18 protein-coding genes are annotated in these 18,872 nt (G+C 55.4%); 8 read left to right on the top strand and 10 right to left on the bottom strand.

The genetic code is table 11. From position 1 onward, the window contains the following. Positions 1–159: 159 nt before the first annotated feature. Positions 160–1,050 carry a 1,4-dihydroxy-6-naphthoate synthase gene (locus GGR27_RS03005; RefSeq protein ID WP_168035900.1) on the top strand — a complete coding sequence of 297 codons (891 nt, stop codon included), beginning with the start codon at positions 160–162 and terminating at the stop codon, positions 1,048–1,050. 1 nt (position 1,051) lies between these two features. Here GGR27_RS03005 and GGR27_RS03000 read toward each other — a convergent pair whose 3' ends face one another. From GGR27_RS03000 to carB, 3 genes are all read right to left on the bottom strand, one after another. Next, positions 1,052–1,825 (bottom strand): DUF6503 family protein, encoded by a 774-nt coding sequence (locus GGR27_RS03000; protein WP_168035899.1) that lies wholly within the window; start codon positions 1,823–1,825, stop codon positions 1,052–1,054. A gap of 85 nt (positions 1,826–1,910) precedes the next feature. Next, positions 1,911–2,504, bottom strand: coding sequence for a Uma2 family endonuclease (locus tag GGR27_RS02995; protein WP_168035898.1), 594 nt, complete (start codon positions 2,502–2,504; stop codon positions 1,911–1,913). A 31-nt stretch (positions 2,505–2,535) separates the two neighbouring features. Continuing rightward, a complete protein-coding gene (gene carB / locus GGR27_RS02990) occupies positions 2,536–5,373 on the bottom strand; it encodes a carbamoyl-phosphate synthase large subunit (RefSeq protein ID WP_168035897.1) in 2,838 nt (945 codons plus the stop codon). A 284-nt stretch (positions 5,374–5,657) separates the two neighbouring features. On the opposite strand from carB, the gene GGR27_RS02985 reads away from it, so the two are divergent. Continuing rightward, positions 5,658–6,200: a hypothetical protein gene (locus GGR27_RS02985; RefSeq protein WP_168035896.1), complete on the top strand. Its 543-nt coding sequence runs from the start codon at positions 5,658–5,660 to the stop codon at positions 6,198–6,200. Between the two features lie 3 nt (positions 6,201–6,203). Here GGR27_RS02985 and ribB read toward each other — a convergent pair whose 3' ends face one another. From ribB to GGR27_RS02970, 3 genes are read right to left on the bottom strand one after another with little or no spacing between them, the layout of a single operon-like run. Then, positions 6,204–7,382, bottom strand: a complete 1,179-nt coding sequence (ribB, locus tag GGR27_RS02980; RefSeq protein WP_168035895.1) for a 3,4-dihydroxy-2-butanone-4-phosphate synthase — start codon at positions 7,380–7,382, stop codon at positions 6,204–6,206. Then, positions 7,354–8,583 carry a glycosyltransferase gene (locus GGR27_RS02975; RefSeq protein ID WP_168035894.1) on the bottom strand — a complete coding sequence of 410 codons (1,230 nt, stop codon included), beginning with the start codon at positions 8,581–8,583 and terminating at the stop codon, positions 7,354–7,356. Before GGR27_RS02975 ends, ribB begins: the two co-directional genes overlap by 29 nt. 43 nt (positions 8,584–8,626) lie before the next feature. After that, complete coding sequence (locus GGR27_RS02970; RefSeq protein ID WP_168035893.1) at positions 8,627–9,352, bottom strand: MIP/aquaporin family protein; 726 nt, start codon at positions 9,350–9,352, stop codon at positions 8,627–8,629. Between the two features lie 173 nt (positions 9,353–9,525). On the opposite strand from GGR27_RS02970, the gene GGR27_RS02965 reads away from it, so the two are divergent. Together GGR27_RS02965 and GGR27_RS02960 are read left to right on the top strand one after the other, a co-directional pair. Continuing rightward, entirely contained in the window at positions 9,526–9,747 is a 222-nt protein-coding gene (locus GGR27_RS02965; RefSeq protein WP_168035892.1) for a hypothetical protein, read from the top strand. Positions 9,748–9,755: 8 nt separating this feature from the next. After that, positions 9,756–10,103 carry a hypothetical protein gene (locus tag GGR27_RS02960; RefSeq protein WP_168035891.1) on the top strand — a complete coding sequence of 116 codons (348 nt, stop codon included), beginning with the start codon at positions 9,756–9,758 and terminating at the stop codon, positions 10,101–10,103. A 135-nt stretch (positions 10,104–10,238) separates the two neighbouring features. Here the strand turns inward: GGR27_RS02960 and fbaA are convergent, their stop codons facing one another. Both fbaA and GGR27_RS02950 read right to left on the bottom strand, forming a co-directional pair. Further along, on the bottom strand, positions 10,239–11,315 hold the full coding sequence (gene fbaA / locus GGR27_RS02955) for a class II fructose-bisphosphate aldolase (protein WP_168035890.1): 1,077 nt from the start codon (positions 11,313–11,315) through the stop codon (positions 10,239–10,241). Between the two features lie 734 nt (positions 11,316–12,049). Then, entirely contained in the window at positions 12,050–12,769 is a 720-nt protein-coding gene (locus tag GGR27_RS02950) for an LOG family protein (protein ID WP_168035889.1), read from the bottom strand. Positions 12,770–13,094: 325 nt separating this feature from the next. Here GGR27_RS02950 and GGR27_RS02945 point away from each other — a divergent pair, with 325 nt between their 5' ends. Beyond that, positions 13,095–13,346: an acyl carrier protein gene (locus tag GGR27_RS02945; RefSeq protein ID WP_168035888.1), complete on the top strand. Its 252-nt coding sequence runs from the start codon at positions 13,095–13,097 to the stop codon at positions 13,344–13,346. On the opposite strand, the gene GGR27_RS02940 is transcribed toward GGR27_RS02945, so the two are convergent. Continuing rightward, positions 13,343–13,708 carry a hypothetical protein gene (locus GGR27_RS02940; RefSeq protein ID WP_168035887.1) on the bottom strand — a complete coding sequence of 122 codons (366 nt, stop codon included), beginning with the start codon at positions 13,706–13,708 and terminating at the stop codon, positions 13,343–13,345. The genes GGR27_RS02945 and GGR27_RS02940 overlap by 4 nt on opposite strands. Positions 13,709–13,775: 67 nt before the next feature. Beyond that, entirely contained in the window at positions 13,776–14,756 is a 981-nt protein-coding gene (locus GGR27_RS02935; RefSeq protein WP_168035886.1) for an L-threonylcarbamoyladenylate synthase, read from the bottom strand. A gap of 91 nt (positions 14,757–14,847) precedes the next feature. On the opposite strand from GGR27_RS02935, the gene GGR27_RS02930 reads away from it, so the two are divergent. From GGR27_RS02930 to GGR27_RS02920, 3 genes are all read left to right on the top strand, one after another. After that, complete coding sequence (locus GGR27_RS02930) at positions 14,848–15,147, top strand: hypothetical protein (protein WP_168035885.1); 300 nt, start codon at positions 14,848–14,850, stop codon at positions 15,145–15,147. 45 nt (positions 15,148–15,192) lie between these two features. After that, on the top strand, positions 15,193–16,287 hold the full coding sequence (locus tag GGR27_RS02925) for a flavin monoamine oxidase family protein (RefSeq protein WP_168035884.1): 1,095 nt from the start codon (positions 15,193–15,195) through the stop codon (positions 16,285–16,287). A gap of 237 nt (positions 16,288–16,524) precedes the next feature. Further along, positions 16,525–18,669 (top strand): carbohydrate-binding family 6 protein, encoded by a 2,145-nt coding sequence (locus GGR27_RS02920; RefSeq protein WP_168035883.1) that lies wholly within the window; start codon positions 16,525–16,527, stop codon positions 18,667–18,669. Positions 18,670–18,872: the final 203 nt, after the last annotated feature.

The following is an 18,872-nucleotide window of genomic DNA, read 5'->3' as shown; positions in this document are numbered from 1 at the left end:
CAAAGGTACGCTTTGCCGCCGCAAAATTGCTGGTAGCCGTGGCAGTGCCCCGGAGGGTGCTTCCTTAAAAACCCGGCACCCGCGTCCGCGCAAAAGCTCGCTTGTAAAATACGGGGCAAACCATTTCGCCGCCGCTTGTTATGGTGTCAAACAAGCATTATGCACCTCCGCCTAGCTTTCAGCCCCTGCCCGAACGATACCTATATTTTCGATGCCCTCGTCCACCAGCGCATCGACACCGAGGGGCTGACGTTTTCGGTTCACCTGGGCGACGTGGAGGAGTTAAATCAACTCGCCTTCGCCGGTGAAATGGACGTGACGAAACTTAGTTACCACGCCTACGGACACCTCACTAAATCCTACCAATTATTAAATGCCGGCAGCGCCCTGGGCCGTGGTGTCGGGCCACTTTTAGCGACTAGCGATACAAATTGGTCGCGGGCGTCCCGACAAAGTACGGGACTAACTATCGCGTCGCAGTTGCTGGGAAAAGACAAAAAAAGCAAGGGGAATTGGGCGCCCCCAGCCGGAGCAAAAGTAGCCATACCCGGTACTTATACGACCGCGAATTATCTACTCGGGTTAGCTTTTCCCGGGGTAGAAACCAAAGAAGAAGTCCTTTTTTCCGACATCGAAGCTCGCGTACTATCCGGTGAATTCGCCGCCGGGTTACTCATCCACGAGAACCGCTTCACTTACCACGAACGTGGCCTCCATAAGATTGCCGACCTGGGTGAATTTTGGGAAGCGGAAACCGGCCTGCCAATCCCACTCGGTGGCATCGTCATTAAAAAAAGCCTGCCCAAAGCGGTTAGGGAAACGTTCGACCGCGTGCTAGCCCGCTCCGTTCAGTACGCATTCGACCACCCGGAAGCCTCCGCCGCTTACGTAGCCCAGCACGCGCAGGAAATGGATGCGGAGGTACGGAAAAAGCACATTGCGCTTTACGTAAATGACTTTTCACTTGATTTAGGGAAAGAAGGGCACGCGGCGGTGGCGGCGTTCCTGCGTCAGGGTAGGGAACGCGGCGTCTTACCCGTACAGAGCTGACTTACTCCCACGTCGTAGGGATGGAAGCAATGTTTTCTAGCTCGATTCTGGAGAGTTCCGCCAGTTCGTCCGCTTCCCACAAGGCCGCCAAGTCGTTCAGTGAGGTGCCGACGGGAGCGGAATAATTCACGTAGTCCTGAAATAAAACGCCAGCCACTTCCCGCTGGTTACGGGCCGAACGAAAGCGAACGCCGCCCTCATCGCGCTCGTAGTCGTACGCCAGGTAGTCGATGCGCCCCGTGTCGTCGTTGATCCAGTACAGAAAGTTGTCGTCGTAGTCTTCACCTCCGCCAGCCTCGTTAAAGTCGATGCGCAACAGCCGGTATTTTTGACCCTTGACGGTCGTCGTGCCATCATCCGTTAAGTTGACCGCCGGGTCCATTAGCTTGACCGGGAGGGTTGCGAAGTAGATGACTGAATTGATTGAATTACTGTACTTCACGGCCATACTGTCCGCGACAATAGCTACCTGCTCGTTGATCCTCCTGGTGAAGCCAGAATTTGTTAGTTGGTCGACGGTTGTTGTGTCACCTTTTACCAAAGTGCGCGTATATCGGTAGCGTTCGCCGGCGGTTGCGTAATTGTAGGAGTGGTCTCTGAACGTGAATTCAAACCCGGGAGCCGTGACGTCATCCCAACCGTGGGCTTCAAGAGCCTTACCCAGCAACTGCGCTGAATTACTGAGTTCTGGTTCTTCGACTGGTGCTTCCGTCTGGCAGCCAGTACCGTAATACAACAGACCGACCGCAAGAAATAATATTGGTTTGTTAAGCATTTTCGGGGATATTCCGTAATAAAGTACCGCACAGTCAGTTGCTGCTTGCGGGGTGTTGGACTCGTGATGATGAGGACCGCTGGGTTTATTTTGAAGCTGTGGTGAAGTCGACGTCTTGGTAAATCTCCTTCAGCGTCAACTCAACATTAATACTCGTAAGCTCGATCGTCTCTTCCAAGCCTTCTATGGTAATGATTCGATACAAATCATCCCCTTTCCGGCGCCGGTAAAGGGTGACTACTGGCGAATCTTGTTCGACCAACAGGTACTCCTCAACGGAGGGTATGAAGAAATAGTAGCGCCTTTTAGCTCCCTGGTCATAGCCCGCGCTCGAAGGCGAAATGACTTCAACTACTACTTTTGGGTTACGCACCGATCCTTTCAGAACGTGCGATTCGTTGGGTTTCGGGCAAACCACACTTGCGTCAGGGTAAACATAGCGGCTGCCCTCACTCACCTCGACTTTTAATTCGGAGGTAAAGGCTCTACAATCATTGCCGTTCGCGCGGGTTTCCCTGATGAGTAGGAATCCTAGATTAGCAACGATTAGCGCGTGAGCTAATGACCCGCCCGCCATCGCAAATATCTCCCCGTGGTGATATTCATAACGAATATCATCCTCACTTTCAATGGCGAGATAATCCTGTAGCGATAAATCCGATGCTTGCGGTTGTCCCATAGTTCAAATTTTGGCAATCGCAAGATAAGACCTACCGCGTCAAGTAAACGCTCCGGTTGCGGTCCAGCTCCCGGAAGAAGGGATCGGTCATATCCTTCACGAAACGGATGGCTTCGCCCGTAGATTTCATTTCGGGGCCGAGTTGCTTATCCACGTTCGGGAACTTGTTAAAACTGAAGACCGGCACCTTGATCGCGTACCCACTCGGCTGCGGATTGATGGTGAAGTCTTTGAGTTTATTCGCACCCAGCATCACTTTCGTTGCGATGTTGAGGTAGGGGACTTTGTAAGCTTTGGCGATGAAGGGTGTCGTCCGCGAAGCGCGGGGGTTAGCTTCGATGACGAATACCTTTTCCTCCTTCGTTTTGCGATCCACCGTGATGGCGAACTGTACGTTGATCAGCCCCACCGTCTTCAGCGCGAAGGCCAGCTTTTCGGTGTACTCCCGCATGTTGTTGACCGTCTCGATGCTCAGAGAATAAGTGGGTAATACGGCCGAAGAATCGCCGGAGTGAATGCCGGCGGGCTCAATGTGCTCCATGATGCCCATGATGTGGACTTCATCGCCGTCGCAAATCGCGTCGACTTCGGCTTCTTTAGCCCGGTCGAGAAAGTGGTCGACAAGAACGACCATCGTCGGGTCCTTCTTAAAGATGCTCAGTACGTGGCGTTCCAGTTCTTCGTCGTTGATCACGATTCGCATATCCTGGCCACCGAGCACGTAGCTCGGGCGGACGAGCACCGGGTAGCCAACGCGGTGCGCAACTTCCAGGGCTTGGTCTGCATCTTTGGCCGTACCGAAGTTCGGGTAGGGGATTTCCAGGTCTTTCAGCAAATTAGAGAAGCGACCACGATCTTCCGCCAGGTCCAGGCTCTCGAAGCTGGAGCCGAAAACATGAATACCACGCTTGTGAAACTCTTCCGCTAGTTTCAGGGCCGTCTGGCCACCCAGCTGGACGATGATGCCCACCGGCTTCTCCAGTTCGATGATCTCCCGGATGTGTTCCCAGAATACCGGTTCGAAGTAGAGTTTGTCGGCCTGGTCGAAGTCGGTCGAGACCGTTTCCGGATTACAGTTGACCATGATGGCCTCGTAACCGGCTTCCTGCACTGCTTTAAGTCCATGGACGCAACAGTAGTCAAACTCAATACCCTGTCCGATTCGGTTTGGTCCGGAGCCCAGGATGATCACGCTTGGCTTATCGGAAACAATGCTCTCGTTTTCCTGGTCGAAAGTAGAGTAGAAGTAGGGCGTCTTGGCTTCGAATTCCGCCGCGCAGGTATCGACCATCTTGTAGGTGCGGCGAATTCCGAGCTCGTAGCGACGGGTGGTAACGAGCTCTTCGTCGACCCGAATCAAGTAGGCGATCTGCTGATCAGAGTAGCCTTTCTCCTTCAGCGTCCGGAAGAACTCGGTGGGGATGTCTTCGGGGACGTTGTACTTAACGAGCTCTTTCTCCAGATCGACCAGTTCCTTGATCTGGTTGATGAACCACATGTCGATCTTGGTCAACTTCTGGATCGTCTTGCGTGGAACGCCGAGGCGGAGTGCGTCCTTGAGGCGAAAGATGCGGTCTTCGCTAACGTGGTCCAACCGGTGGAGAATGTCGTCGGTCTTGATCCATTCCTTCTTGTCGCTACCGAGGCCGGCGCGGCCATTCTCCAGGGACTGACAAGCTTTTTGCAACGCTTCCTGGAAATTTCTGCCGATGCCCATCACCTCACCGACGGACTTCATCTGCAGGCCGAGGATGTGGTCGGCGCCGGGAAACTTGTTGAAGTTCCAGCGGGGGATTTTGACGATCACGTAGTCGAGCGTGGGCTCGAAGTAGGCGGACGTTGTGCCGGTAATTTGATTTTTGAGCTCGTCGAGGTTGAAGCCGAGGGCGAGTTTCGCGGCGATCTTCGCGATGGGGTAACCGGTCGCTTTCGAGGCCAGTGCGGAGGAACGGCTCACGCGCGGGTTGATCTCGATTACGATCAGTTCTTCCGTCTCCGGATTCTGGCTAAACTGAATGTTGCAACCGCCCGCAAAATTGCCCATCGAGCGCATGGCGTGGATCGCCTGGTTGCGCATGTCCTGGTAAGCTTTGTCGGAGAGCGTCATGGCCGGGGCCACGGTGATGGAGTCGCCCGTGTGGATGCCCATGGGGTCGAAGTTCTCCACCGCGCAGATAATGACGACGTTATTGGCGGAATCCCGTAGGAGCTCCAGCTCGAATTCTTTCCAGCCCAGCACGGCCTTGTCGATCAGTACTTCGTGGGTTGGCGAGGCGTCGAGGCCCCGGCGCAGCATTTCCGCGAAATCTTCCTGCTTAAAACAAAATCCGCCACCAAATCCACCAAGGGTGTAACTGGGGCGGATCACGAGGGGGAATCCGATTTCCTGGGCGGCCTCCATGCCTTCCAGCACGGAGTTGGCAATCATTGCCGGGGCGCATTTGAGGCCGATCTTTTCCATGTGGAGCCGGAAGAGTTCCCGGTTCTCGGCCAGGTCGATGGCTTCCAAATCGACACCGATCAGTCGAATACCGTATTTCTCCCAGATGCCGAGCTCGCCACACTCGATGGCGAGGTTAAGCGCCGTCTGCCCACCCATGGTGGACAATACGGAATCGATCTGGGGCTGTTCGACCAGGATTTGCTCCACGTATTCCGGGGTAAGTGGCAGGAGGTAGACATTTTCCGCCGTCATCGGGTCGGTCATGATCGTCGCCGGGTTCGGGTTGATGATCGTTACTTCGACGCCTTCTTCGCGCAGCGAGCGGCTGGCCTGGGTCCCGGAGTAATCGAATTCACAAGCCTGACCAATGACGATGGGCCCGGAACCAATGATGAGTACGGATTTGATGCTTTTATCCTGTGGCATAGCGCGGGTTTGGGTGGGTAAGAACAAATTCGCGCAAATATAAGCAAGCCGACAAAGGAAAAGTGGGAAGGGTTTGGGGTATTTATGAATGGTAAAAGTCTCCGTAACGTGGTTTATACGATGTCCGGTTTCACCCTTTAGCTCTAAGCTGGGAAAGGTTTGGCGCGGACGCGGGGTAAATGTGTGTACAAAGGCTACCTACTGCGTTAAATAGTTGGTAAACCAAGGCCCGTTTGTTGCGCTTATGGTGGGGAAAGCGTCTTTAGTATACGACAACGTCAATTATGCGCCCACTTCTCCTCGCTCTATCCCTACTACTCTGCACCAGCGTCCGCGCCCAAATTAGCCCGGACAGCACGATCGCCTTTACGCCGGTTGATTTATCCACCCACGCTCTGCTCACCGCCGCACCGTGGCAGGAACTAGACGAAAACGGTAAGCCGAGTTACCTGCTTTCACTTAACCGGGAGGGAAACTTTGACGAGGACGCCCAGCGCGAAGACGCCCGCAAGTATCGCCACCTGCTGGGCCGGTGGGTACTGGATACCAACACAAACACCGTTACGCTATCCGTTGACGGATTTATGGGGGAAGGACTACTACACTCACGATACCGGCGGGGACGTGACTATTACGTTGCCTACGAAATCATTGAAGCAAGTCAGCAAGAGCTACAGCTCAAAGATGTGAAAACCAGCAGAATACGCAGCTTCATCGCGAGCGACCCGGCAGCGGTGGAAGACCAGGCGACGAAGCGGTTACCCCAGTTCCCGGAGAAAGATAAACCGAGCGTGTTTACGCTTCCAGATTTCAACGGAGGATTTTAATCCTTACATACTCACGAACTCAACTACCTCCAAACCGTAGCCTTCCAGACCGATCCGGTTCTTGGGGTTATTGCTGAGAATGCGCAGCTTACTCACCTTGAGATCGCGCAACATCTGCGCGCCGATGCCAAAATCTCGCTGGTCCATGCTGGCCGGTTGGTTGATGCTGGCGCTCCGGCCATCCTCCATTCTGGACTTCAGCAAGCGTAAGCCCGCCAGTACTTCCGAGCCGTCCTGGTGGGGGCGCATGAAGAGTAAAATGCCTTTCCCCGCCTCACTGATTTTTTCCAGTGGACCGTGCAGTCCGGTGCTGTATCCTGAAAGCAAGCTGTGCAGTAAATCACGACTACTCGTGCTGCTGTGTACGCGGGTCAGGACTGGTTCATCAATTGCCCACTCGCCGTGGGTCAGCGCGAGGTGGACGTCATTATTAGTGGTCTGCCGGTAGGCGTAAAGCTTGAACGGCCCGTAGCGCGTCTCCAGCGCCATGCTGAATTCGCACTCGACCAGCCGTTCCATTTGCAGTCGGTAAGCGACTAAGTCTTCGATGGAAACGATCTTCAGGTCGTGTTCCTTGGCCAGCTCCACCAAGTAGGGAAGGCGGGCCATTTCTCCGTTTGGTTTAAGGATCTCGACGATCACGCCGGCGGGGTAGAGGTTGGCCATCCGGGCGAGGTCGACGGCGGCTTCGGTGTGGCCGGTGCGGCGGAGGACGCCACCTTTGACGGCGCGCAGGGGGAATACGTGGCCGGGGCGCGTGAAGTCACTCGGTTTGGCGGAGTGCTCCGTCATGCGGCGAATGCATGTCGCACGGTCGTAGGCGGAAATGCCGGTCGTGCAGCCGTGGCCGATCAGGTCGATCGTGACGGTGAAAGCCGTTTCGTGGACGTCGGTATTCGTCTCGACCATCTTACTGAGGCCGAGGCGTTCGGCGCGGTCTTCATCGATTGGCGTGCAGATGAGCCCGCGACCGTAGGTGGCCATGAAATTGATGATTTCAGGAGTTACGCGCTCGGCCGCGCAGACAAAATCTCCTTCGTTTTCCCGGTCTTCATCATCGACAACGATAATCACCTTGCCGGCCCGAATATCGGCGACGGCTTCTTCGATGGTGTTGAGCTTGTAGGACTGCCGGTCGGCGGCCTCGGGAGTACTAGTTACGGTTGCTTGGTTGCCAGACATTGGAGCTGATTCCGGTGAGGTAGCGATAAAAACCGACCAGGAGGGCCAGATTCATCGCCAAAAAATAACGCAGTTTACGCAGGGCGCGGACGTGGATGCCGAGTTGGGACAAAACAGCATCCAACAGTACGCCGCCGATCATCACCGCGGTGACCACTGCAACCGATTTCAGGACGTAAGGGTTTAATGTCGTTACGGCTAATCCCACCCAGGCTAGGCCACCAATGAGGAGCAGAAAGGGCGTTAACCAGCGCAAAACTTTGTGACTGAAAAATGCAAAGGCCAACGGATTGCGCCACGGAGGCCACCAGAGGTTCCGAAAGCGTATCAAGTTTTGCCAGTTGCCACTGCTGATGCGCACTTTGCGCCGGAACTCATCCCGCAGGTGCTGCCCGACCGATTCCTCCACGATGGCCGTCGCGCTGCTGATGCCCCGGTAACCTTGCTCGTAGGCGGACAAACACAGGTAGAAGTCGTCGACGAGAAACTTATCCGGGACGGGGCGGTAGGCCCCGGCGAGGAGGGCGTAGCAGCCACCGAAGGGCCCGATCATGGCGCCCCACAATTTGCCTTCGGCACGTTTTATGGCTACTTCGCGGTCGATGTACTGGGTCTCGGTTTCGCCGATCCCGCGGGCGGTGCCGCCCGTCTGAACCATAGTGGTATCGACCAGGGCAAGTTTGGCGTCATTCAGGAAGGGGCGGACCAGCTCGCGTACCGTACTGGGGCGGAGCATTACGCTGGCGTCGGTGAGGACATAGACGCCTTCCGTACCGGCCTGGATAGCCAGTTGATTGATGATGCTCGGCTTTCCCTGGCGGCTGGTAAAGAGGGTGGGGCGGAGGCGGTCGTCTCGGTTCGCCCAGTCGGTAAGAATTTGATTCGTGCGGTCGCTGCTGTTGTCGCTGCCTACGTAATAATGAAGTTTCCCGGGATAGTCCTGGTCGGCTAACGTAGTCAGCTTTCTCTCCAGTACGGCTTCCTCGTTGTGGGCGGCCATCAGGACGTGAACGTCGGGCCAATCTTTAGTAGCGTCCCGTCCCGCAAAATTACCCGGCATCCAGACAGCGTGCGGGACTAGCTGGTTGCCAGCCCACGGCCGCGCGCCCGCCCGCTTTACGACGTACCAGGGGTAAACGAGGTAGGTGTGGGCCACGCCGGCGACGCAAAGCACGAGTAAGATGGTGAAAAAGATGGCCACGACGCAAAGGTAAACTCGCGGGATTTGGCGATAGCAAAGCGACCTACGCCGCGAGCAATATGAACGCACCCGCCGACAGCGCCGCACCGAGTAGCGGGCCAAAAAAGGGAATCCAGGCGTAGCTCCAGTTGCTGCCGCCCTTGCCACGGATCGGTAAGACCGCGTGGGCGATCCTGGGGCCCAGATCGCGCGCCGGATTGATGGCGTAGCCCGTCGTCCCGCCCACGCTGAGGCCAATGGCCAGCACTACCAGGGCCACCGGTAGCGCGTCCAGCGAACCGAGACCGACTTCCTGCTCGCCGAAGCTCGGCCCAGCTAAGAACAGCACGGCCAGCACGAAGACAAAGGTTGCGACCACTTCGCTCAGGACATTAGCGAGCGTATCCGGAATGGCCGGTCCGGTGGCGAAAGTTCCGAGGATTGTACCCGGCTCCGGTTCCGTTGCGTAGTGGGGTCGGTACTGCACGTAAGCGAGCACCGCGCCGAAGAAAGCACCGCCGATTTGCGCCAGTACGTAACCGGGGACCTCCGCCCAGGGGAAATTCTTCGCGACGGCAAGCGCCAGCGTCACGGCCGGGTTCAGGTGGGCACCGCTGGCGTCGGCCGCGATGAACACCGCCACGAACACCGCCATCGCCCACCCGAAACTGATCACAATCCAGCCGCTGCCGTTCCCGTAAGTGGCCTTTAGCGATACGTTTGCGTTCACGCCGCAGCCCAGATAGAGCAGCACCGCGGTACCGATAAATTCAGCTAAATAGGGGGTCATGGGCGGTTGGCTTGGTGCGAGGTTCGTACGGCAAAGTAAGCAACTGGTGGGGCATCAGAAAAATTCAGGCCGAATTCATCAGGATATCAGGTCATTTCGAGAACCCCGCACCCCCAGTCCGGTTACAAACACGGAGTAATCGCTCCAATTTTCACAATTAAACCCAGCCCATCATGGCAAAGAACACCAACAACTGGCCCGAACTGGCCATTGGCCTTTACGACAAACTAACCGGCCGCGGCGCTGAGATCACCTACGAATTCGATGATTTCGAAGTCTACGTGCCCAGCTCCACCAACGAAGACGCCGACGCGGCGAAGTGGAAAATGAACGGAACGATGCGTATCCGCACCGCCGACAACGTCAAGCGCGACGGCGAGGGCAACCCAAAGTAATCCGAACCGTGCAAATAGATCAGGTCTACCAAATAATGGCGAAGGTCGGCATCGATGCCAACCTGAAACTAGCGGCACCGAGCGGTGGCCTGGTGCAGATTCGTACCCACGAAACGTCCGGCAACATCAACGTGCGTTGCTCCGAACCGGAGGCGATTTGGGATTTATTCCAACTCACCCGTGCGGTGGGTACGCCAAGCTTTAGCCTGCGGAACTTGCGAAAGCTTCGTTCACCGTTGGTACAGACCGTCGTCGTCAACATCGGCGAGAAGGAACTACTGACGTGGGAGCCGGATAGATTTCCGAAGGTGCGCTCCGTACGGCTGTTGTTTCGGTTGCTGCGGGAGCGGGGCTGACCTGGCCTCCTTTGCGTAATAGATTGCCCTTGCAAACACAAAAGCACGAAAAGCGTATCGCTTTCCGTGCTTTTTTTATTTGTGCGCGTTTCGTGATTTTGTGTCTTCTGTGTTAAAAAACAGACGGGGTCATTTCTACCCCAGCACATCAACACAGTTCAAATCCTCAAACGCCCGCTCAAGCCGCGTCGAGAAACTTTGCTCGGCTTTACGGACCCAGTTACGCGGGTCGTAAAATTTCTTGTTCGGCTTCTCTTCGCCGTCGGGGTTACCGATTTGGCTCTGGAGATAAGCTTTGTTTTCCGCCTCGAAAGCGCGAACGCCATCCCAGTAAGCCCACTGGAGATCGGTGTCGATGTTCATCTTGACCGCGCCGTAACCAATCGCTTCCCGGATTTCTTCCTGGCTGGAGCCGGAGCCGCCGTGGAAGACAAAGTTGATGGGGTTCGACTTGTCGAGGTTTAGTTTCTCCTTCAGGTAAACCTGGCTGTTCATCAGAATCTTTGGCGTTAGCTCGACGTTGCCGGGCTTGTACACGCCGTGGACGTTGCCGAAGGCGGCGGCGATCGTAAAGCGGTCGCTGATCTTGCTGAGGGCTTGGTAGCTTTCGAATACTTCTTCGGGCTGGGTGTAGAGCTTGCTGGAGTCGATGCCGGAATTATCTACACCGTCTTCTTCACCACCGGTGACGCCGAGCTCGATCTCGATCGTCATCCCGATCTTGTTCATGCGCTCGAAGTACTTGCTACTGATCTCGAGGTTCTCCTCCAGGGGCTCTTCGCTGAGGTCGAGCATGTGGCTGGAGTAGAGCGGCATACCGCGCTTAGCGTAAAATTTTTCACCGGCATCGAGCAGTCCGTCGATCCAGGGGAGGAGGTCTTTGGCGCAGTGGTCGGTGTGCAGGATGACGGGGACGCCGTAGGCCGTAGCCATCGCGTGGACGTGCATCGCGCCGGAAAGACCACCCTGGATGGCGCCTTTTTGCGCGTCGTTACCGAGTCCTTTGCCGCCGAAAAATTGCGCGCCGCCGTTGGAGAACTGGATGATGACCGGGCTATTCAGCTTCTTAGCTGTTTCGAGCACCGCGTTCACCGTGCTGCTGCTCGTCACGTTGACGGCGGGCAGGGCGAATTTGTTTTCGTTGGCGTAGCGGAATAGGTCGCTCACTTCCTGGCCGTGGAGGACGCCGGGGCGGAATTTTTGTTTGGTCATGGGGTTTTTATTTGGGTGGCTAAGGTAAGGAAAATTGGGCGCGGTCGCGGGTGCTGGGTTTTTGGGAAAAAGAAGGGGAGTATTAAGCTAGCAGATTGGTGAAATGCCACCGTTACCAACTTTTAAATGACGAGGTGGTCGGCAGGCTCGGGCGCTTGTTTCCGTAGCATGAACCGCCTAACCTTGGGAGCTATGATAAATATCCCAATCGGAAAGAAGATAAAGAACAGGATGACCGTGATCTGATGGTACCACCTGTTTTTAAACAGATGCTTTCTTATCGCAATAGTAGCACGAATAAATAGCCAGAGCATAAGTATGGCAGCAAGAGGTAACAAGGTTTTCAAAATCTCAGCCACGGCACCAGGGCTAGAGTCCAGGCCGAGCGTAATCGGAGGGATGCCCAAGATGATAAATAATGCTGGGGTAGAAAACAATAAAACTAATAACAGTATCGCGAAATAACACACAAAGACAAACTTATCGATGGAGCGTAGGCTACTGTACTTATTCAAGGCAATGGCTGTTGAGCCAATCCACAAAAGGATGAGATTGGTACTGAATAATTTCACTGCTACAACGAAGCCTGGAGAAATGAATAGTGTATCTGTCCTACCCGAGTCTCGTAGGATATTTTGCATTTCTGGTAGTAATCCGAAAGGAATCAACCAAAGCAGAAAGAGAAAGAAGGCTGGAGTCTTCAGAATTGTGGAACAAAATCGTACCAGCATCTTCTACAACTTAAAATTAGGCTCCAAAACATGCCCATCCCGATCATAAAAGTCCCGAATAATCTGCAACACCTCCTCCGGTGAATCCACCAAAGGGATCAAATCCATATCCTTCGGACTGATCGTCTTTTCCTTTTCCGACATCGTCTCGAAAATCCAATCCTTCATACCCTGCCAGAACTCTGTCCCGACCAGGATGACGGGAACCTTGGTGATCTTGCCCGTCTGAATTAACGTCAGCACCTCGAACAACTCGTCCAACGTACCGAACCCACCGGGGCAGCAAACGAACGCCTGTGCGTACTTCACGAACATGACCTTACGCACGAAGAAGTAGCGGAAATTGATGTTTTTGTCCTGGTCAACATACTTATTCGCGCTGGCTTCGAAGGGGAGTTCGATGTTGAGGCCGATGCTTGCACCGCCTTCCAGGTGTGCACCTTTGTTACCCGCCTCCATGATGCCCGGACCGCCGCCGGTGATCACCCCGTAACCTTCGCGGACGAGTGCCCGCCCGACTTCCGTAGCGAGTTGGTAGTACTTATGGTCCGGCTTAGTCCGTGCGGAGCCAAAAATAGAAACACAGGGGCCGGCGCTATTCATCACCTCGTAACCTTCGACGAATTCGGAGATTACCTTGAACATCGTCCAGGAGTTTTCACCGGTCGAGTTGCTATTCCAGCTGCGGGGGGCTAAGTGTTCGAGACCTTTTTCGTTATTCATATTTGAGAGGCTTGGCTTTTTTTAGGGCGCGCAAAGATAGGGTAAATGGTTTTTAGTCTTGGGGGGTCTGTAGTCTCTGGTCTACAGTCTATGGTCTCTGGTGCAGACCTCAGACCCCAGACCCCAGACCCCAGACCCCAGACCCCAGACCCCAGACCCCAGACCAAGAAACCAACCACAGAACTAACACTTCCCGTCTCTACAGCATCTATCCCCTGAAATAAAGACTTAAATTTTATTCACGCAGGCAACGCATACCCCCTCCACGTCGTTCTTTCCAGCGAATATTCGCAATGAGCAACCCCTACCAAACACCTTATTAATTATGGCCTTCACCACCGTTTCCGTTCCCGCCGCCCGCACTGCACAACTGATGCACACCCTCAGTGACGCACTTCGCGTTCCGAGTAGCCGCCTTCATTCTTTTATCCGCTTGCAGGATGACCTGTTCCTCGACCCCGTCGACGTGCAACTCCTCATCGCGGGCCTGGAAAGCAAATTGGAATATTACCTCACCGAGCAGGAGATGGCACAGATTGAAACCGTCGGGGACATTCAAAACCTTTTCCTCCGTTAGTCCGCGCGCTTTAGCAAGAAGTCGAAGCGGAAGCCCTGCAGCTCCGTACGCACCTGTAGCGTAGAATCACTCACTTCAGTGATCTTGTAGTCTAATTTGGGCACAACTCCCAGCGTGATGATCGACCGCTCGTTGAGCGAGTAAGTGCCATTTTGCTCCTTGCCGAGTAGATTGGTCTGGATGGTGCTGTCAACGCCAAATTCATAATAGAGCCCCTCGAGCATTTCGGTTTCCATGTTGTTGCGCAAAGCTTTGTCGAGCAGCCACCGCCCTTCCAGGCTGGCGACGATTTCGGCATCTTCGGAATTACAGGAGGTCAGGCAGAGAAAACAGAGACAAGAAGCAAGCAAAAGACGAGGCATCGATCTGGTTGGTTTTACGCTGTCCCAAACGCAGCTGACCCCTAAAAGTTACCAAAGCAAACCTTGTTTATTCACGGGCCGCCGCACGGCGTAACCGGTCATTGATAGCGCGGCCCAGCCCCCGCTCGGGCAGTAATTCCACCGATACCTCCCGGTACCCGCGCTTATTTATTTCCCGCAGCACGGCAAATAACCGGGACGCGGCCTCCACTAGATTCCCTTCCGGCGAAAGATTGTGGATGCTTAAGCTATTTCTCGGCCGCTCAGAGAGATACTTAGCTCCCCTGTCACCAAAAAGAACTACCGCATCTCGCTGGCCGATCGCTGCATCCTGCTCGATATTATCCCACAGAAAAAGTTCGCAGCCCGGCGAGTAATGCTGGCTCAACATCCCCGGCGCCTGTGGCCGCGACGAACTGTGTTCAAGTAAGTTGACGGGGCAACCGAGCGCGAGCTCGATATCCTCCACCGCCATCCCGCCCTTCCGGTAGATGGTGGGCGTGCCGCTGGGAAAACCCACGATGGTGCTTTCGAGTCCCACCCGGCAGGGCCCGCCGTCGAGGATGAAGGGGATCTTCTCGCCTAACTGGTCTGCCACGTGCTGGGCGGTCGTCGGGCTCACGAACCCAAACGGATTTGCACTCGGCGCGGCTACCGGGAAATCCAACTGTTTGAGTAACGCGAGGGCACTGGGGTGTTGGGGTACGCGCAGCGCAACGGTCGTCAGGCCCGCCGTTACGATATCCGGAACGACACTCGTTTTCTCCAGTACCAGCGTCAACGGCCCCGGCCAGAACAGGGCGGCAAGTTTCGTCGCAGCTGATGGAATGTTTTTGGCGAAAGCCAGCACCCTGGCCGCGCTGGCCTGGTGGATAATCAATGGATCGAAGGCCGGCCGCTCCTTGACCGCAAAAATATTGGCCGTCGCGGTGGGGTCGAGCGCGTTGGCCGCTAACCCGTACACAGTTTCGGTGGGCATGCCCACTAAATCTCCGGCCCGTAGGTGGGCGGCGGCGGCGTCGATGTCGGTGGAAATGATGGCGGCCAAACGTATTGTCTTGTCGGTGGTTATGATGCGGGTAGCCGTGAGGTAACTGCACGGCACCGCAAAATAACGACACGAAACCCACAAAGCATTGATGACTACTGACGAGAAGAAAGAACGCCTGCGCCAATTGGCCAACGTAGATTTTCCCGCCGCTGCAAAAGCGGGAAGGTTTCCGATTGTGCTCAACCACTGTTTTCTACGGGTCGTGTACGATCACGTAGCCCAGGATATGTGGAAGAACGTGCTGACTGGAAAAGGTCCTGCAATCCACCAACTATCCGGTGAACAACTCGATTTAGCCATCGCGACGGGGGAGGCAATGCTCACCGATCGCGAATTAACCAGTAAGCTCAACCAAGAGTCGCTGGCGTTCCGGGGTAAGCTGAAGTAACATTTTACGAATAATCTCAGGAGAGAATAGGTAATCAGGGTATCAATGGAAGGTAAAAACTACGCAAAGGACTCGTACCCAACCATCATCATGGGGGCGGGTCTTACGGGCTTGAGGCTCGCCAGTTTACTCAGTAAGCGGGGAGAGAAATACTTGATCCTCGAAGCCCGCGACCGACCCGGCGGCCGGGTACGTACCACAAGAACGGAGGAAGGGACGACGCTGGAGTTAGGTGCCACCTGGTTCGGTGAAAAACACACCGCACTGACCGGACTGCTCAATGAATTAGAATTGGATCGTACCGCACAGCATACCGGAGAAACGGCCATTTACCAGCCGCGGAAGGATCAACCGGCGCAGCTGGTTCATCTGCCCGCAAACGACGCGCCGAGCTACCGGGTTGCTGGAGGCTCCGATGCGATCGTGCGAGCACTGCTGGCAACTATCCCGCAGGAAAATATAGCGTTGGGACAAGCGGTCGTCGCAGTCCGTAAAAGCGGACCATTAATTGAGGTGGATACAGTTAATACCACTTACCGCGCCAACAAAGTAGTAAGCACCCTGCCGCCCCGGTTACTAATGAAAACGGTGAAATTTGATCCCGCCCTCCCCGCCGAACTCGCCACCACCGCCAGCCGCACCCACACCTGGATGGGGGATTCGATCAAAGTAGGCCTCCGTTACCCCGCCCCTTTCTGGCTGGCCGACGGCGCACCCGGCGCCACGGTTTTCGCCAACGAAGGCCCCGTGACCGAGCTGTACGACCACAGCGATGCCGCCAACAATTCATACGCCCTAAAGGGATTCATGGACGGCGCTCATCACGCGGCCACGCGAGCACAAAGACGTGATATGATGCTCGCTCAACTCCGTGGCTACTACGGCGCGGCCGTAGATGCGGGATTTGTGTACGAAGAGGCGGTGTGGCGGGACGAGTCGTTCACGTTCGTCGCGTACGATGGCTACGTTGCTCCGCACCAACATAATGGGGCTGCCGTATTCCGTCAGCCGATTTGGAACGGGCAATTCTATCTGGCCGGTAGCGAGACGGCAGCTGATTTTCCTGGATATATGGACGGGGCCATTAGGAGTGCGGACTGGGTTGCCGCCCGGCTAGCGGACCAGCACCATGCTATCTGAACGTAAATTCATTGAGAATACCCCATTGGCCTGCTGTCCTGGAACCCGCCTTGAACCTGCGACCGCGCCAACTATTTCTGAGTCAGGTGGAAGCGACTAAGAAATTGAATACCTGGCGGAATCCGTAACAAAGATTTGGGCTACTCATGACGCGTGTCGGTACTAAACCGTAGATTGAGAATCACCCCGGGCCCGCCGTACTGACCCGGGGCGAACACACCGCCAGAACAGTTTACCATGCGTTTCTCCTACCTTCCCCTCTTAGTTTTAGTCGTACTTATTCAAGCCTGCAGCGACCGTCCCGCCGTATCCACCGAAGAAACATCCCCCCAGGTAGCTTTCGCAATCGCGGAGATTGAAGCGGCCCTGATTGGGATTGATTCCGTGTCGCCCATCACGCTCCGAGTGCAGGTGGCCGGCGGAAATTTGGCCAGGGAAGGATACCGTATCCAATCGGCTGCGGACGGGATCACGGTAACCGGGGGCGCGGCCGCGGGTGCCATGTACGGGGGGATGGAGCTAGCCGAACTGATTCGTATCGGTGCGGATTTGACCGCGCTCGACGTCCACCAAGCAAAACCTTTCATGAAGCGCCGGGGCGTAAAATTCAACATCCCGCTCGACGTCCGTACCCCCAGCTACACCGACGCCAGCGACGCCGGCCAGGAAAACATGGCCCACGTGTGGGATATGGAATTTTGGACGGAATACCTCGACAACCTCGCCCGCCACCGCTACAATTACGTCTCCCTCTGGAGCCTTCACCCCTTCCCCTCCCTCGTAAAAGTTCCTGAGTATCCGGACGTAGCCCTCGATAATGTCCAGCGCTCCACCGCCGAGTGGCAAGAGAATTATTCCCTCCAGGCTCGGGGCATGGACGATTCTACGCTGCTAGCTAATCCGGAAATCATTAAGGAAATCACGATCGACGAGAAGATCGACTTCTGGCGCACCGTCATGCGTTACGGCAAGGAGCGCAACATCGACTTCCACCTCATCACCTGGAACATCTTCGATTACGGAACCGCCGGCAAGTACGGCATCACCGACGCGATCGACAATGAAACCACCCGCGACTACTTCCGTAAAAGCGTCACCCAGTGTTTTCTCACGTACCCTGACCTGGCGGGCATCGGCCTCACGACCGGCGAAAATATGCCCGGCCAAACCACCGAAGCGAAGGAAGATTGGGCTTACGACACCTACGCTCGTGGCGTGCTCGATGCCGCCGCGCAATTTCCCGGGCGCAAGATCACCTTTATCCACCGCCAGCACCAGACCGGCGCCCTGGCCATCGCCGATAAATTTAAAGCGCTGGTCGATCATCCGGACGTTGACTTTTTGTTCTGCTTTAAGTACGCCAAGGCGCACGTCATGAGCGCGACGAAGCAACACTACCACCCGAAGTTCGTAAAAGAGATCGCGGGCATGAAGACGCTGTGGGGATTGCGCAATGATTCTAACTATCACTTTCGCTGGGGTGCGCCGGATTTCGTCCGGGAGTTCCTGCAAAACATTCCCCGCGAAGTATCCGAAGGGATTTACTACGGCTCCGACCAGTGGGTACAGGGCCGGGATTTCTTGACGAAGGAACCCGCCCTCAGCGGTCGACTTGAAATTGACAAAAACTGGTACCACTGGCTACTCTGGGGCCGGATGAGTTTCGACCCCGGGGTGAGCAACGAGCGGCTCACGGCCATCATTCAGGCACGTTTCCCGCAGACTAATGCCTCCCAACTATTCGACGCCTGGCAACAAGCTTCCATGGTGTTCCCGACCGTCACCGGGTTCCACTGGGGCCACGTCGATTACCGTTGGTATCCGGAGGCGGTAAAGAGTCGACCGGGGCCGGCTAATAACGAAACGGGCTTTCACGACGTGAACCGCTTTATTAGCCTGAAGACACACCCCCTGGCCGGAAACCAATCCGTTCCGGAATTCGTCGCGCAGGGTGCGCAGCCCGGCCGCCGATCTCCCCCGGAAGTAGCGGCTCGGTTACGAAGCTACGCGGATGGCGCGCTGATTAATCTTGCTAATCTGAATCCGGATAATAATACCGAGCTGCGGGCAACGCTGACGGACATTCGATCGATGGCGGCGCTAGCGTACTATTTCGCCAGCAAAATCGAGGGAAGTAATTCCGTTGCTCTTTTTCGGGCAAAAGGGGCCATTAGCGATCAGCGGGCGGCAGTAACTTCGCTAGAGCAAGCCACCGAAGATTGGCGGGAATACGTGGGCTTGACGGCGAGTCAGTACCGTAATCCGCTTTGGACCAATCGCGTCGGCTACGTTGACTGGGAAGTCCTCACGGGTTGGGTGGGGGAGGACGTTGAGATTGCGCGTTCGGCCGAGTTCGGGGTTGATCCTGCGGGTGCTGATTGATGACAGGTCACAACTGATTTATTAACCATTTGGTACTGATTGTAAATATCACGGCTTTTGTACCTGGAGGACAACTAGCTCACTTTTGACTATTCTTCTGAATAGTCTACATTGATTTTCGAAGTGAATCTCGACAAAAAAATGGGAAAGATTGGTGAATTTGGCGCTGGTAAAACCAACACACTCAAAAGGATCATGTGCAA

The organism is Neolewinella antarctica (assembly GCF_011927835.1).
GTDB lineage: Bacteria > Bacteroidota > Bacteroidia > Chitinophagales > Saprospiraceae > Neolewinella > Neolewinella antarctica.
This window is presented reverse-complemented; position numbering and strand designations above follow the sequence as displayed.

Excerpts from the sequence above, each read along its gene's own strand:
- ribB (WP_168035895.1), bottom strand. The coding sequence starts at position 7,382 with ATGTCTGGCAACCAAGCAACCGTAACTAGTACTCCCGAGGCCGCCGAC.
- GGR27_RS02985 (WP_168035896.1), top strand. The coding sequence starts at position 5,658 with ATGCGCCCACTTCTCCTCGCTCTATCCCTACTACTCTGCACCAGCGTC.
- GGR27_RS02930 (WP_168035885.1), top strand. The coding sequence starts at position 14,848 with ATGACTACTGACGAGAAGAAAGAACGCCTGCGCCAATTGGCCAACGTA.
- fbaA (WP_168035890.1), bottom strand. The coding sequence starts at position 11,315 with ATGACCAAACAAAAATTCCGCCCCGGCGTCCTCCACGGCCAGGAAGTG.
- GGR27_RS02920 (WP_168035883.1), top strand. The coding sequence starts at position 16,525 with ATGCGTTTCTCCTACCTTCCCCTCTTAGTTTTAGTCGTACTTATTCAA.
- GGR27_RS02945 (WP_168035888.1), top strand. The coding sequence starts at position 13,095 with ATGGCCTTCACCACCGTTTCCGTTCCCGCCGCCCGCACTGCACAACTG.
- GGR27_RS03005 (WP_168035900.1), top strand. The coding sequence starts at position 160 with ATGCACCTCCGCCTAGCTTTCAGCCCCTGCCCGAACGATACCTATATT.
- GGR27_RS02965 (WP_168035892.1), top strand. The coding sequence starts at position 9,526 with ATGGCAAAGAACACCAACAACTGGCCCGAACTGGCCATTGGCCTTTAC.
- GGR27_RS02925 (WP_168035884.1), top strand. The coding sequence starts at position 15,193 with ATGGAAGGTAAAAACTACGCAAAGGACTCGTACCCAACCATCATCATG.
- GGR27_RS02950 (WP_168035889.1), bottom strand. The coding sequence starts at position 12,769 with ATGAATAACGAAAAAGGTCTCGAACACTTAGCCCCCCGCAGCTGGAAT.
- carB (WP_168035897.1), bottom strand. The coding sequence starts at position 5,373 with ATGCCACAGGATAAAAGCATCAAATCCGTACTCATCATTGGTTCCGGG.
- GGR27_RS02970 (WP_168035893.1), bottom strand. The coding sequence starts at position 9,352 with ATGACCCCCTATTTAGCTGAATTTATCGGTACCGCGGTGCTGCTCTAT.
- GGR27_RS02995 (WP_168035898.1), bottom strand. The coding sequence starts at position 2,504 with ATGGGACAACCGCAAGCATCGGATTTATCGCTACAGGATTATCTCGCC.
- GGR27_RS03000 (WP_168035899.1), bottom strand. The coding sequence starts at position 1,825 with ATGCTTAACAAACCAATATTATTTCTTGCGGTCGGTCTGTTGTATTAC.
- GGR27_RS02940 (WP_168035887.1), bottom strand. The coding sequence starts at position 13,708 with ATGCCTCGTCTTTTGCTTGCTTCTTGTCTCTGTTTTCTCTGCCTGACC.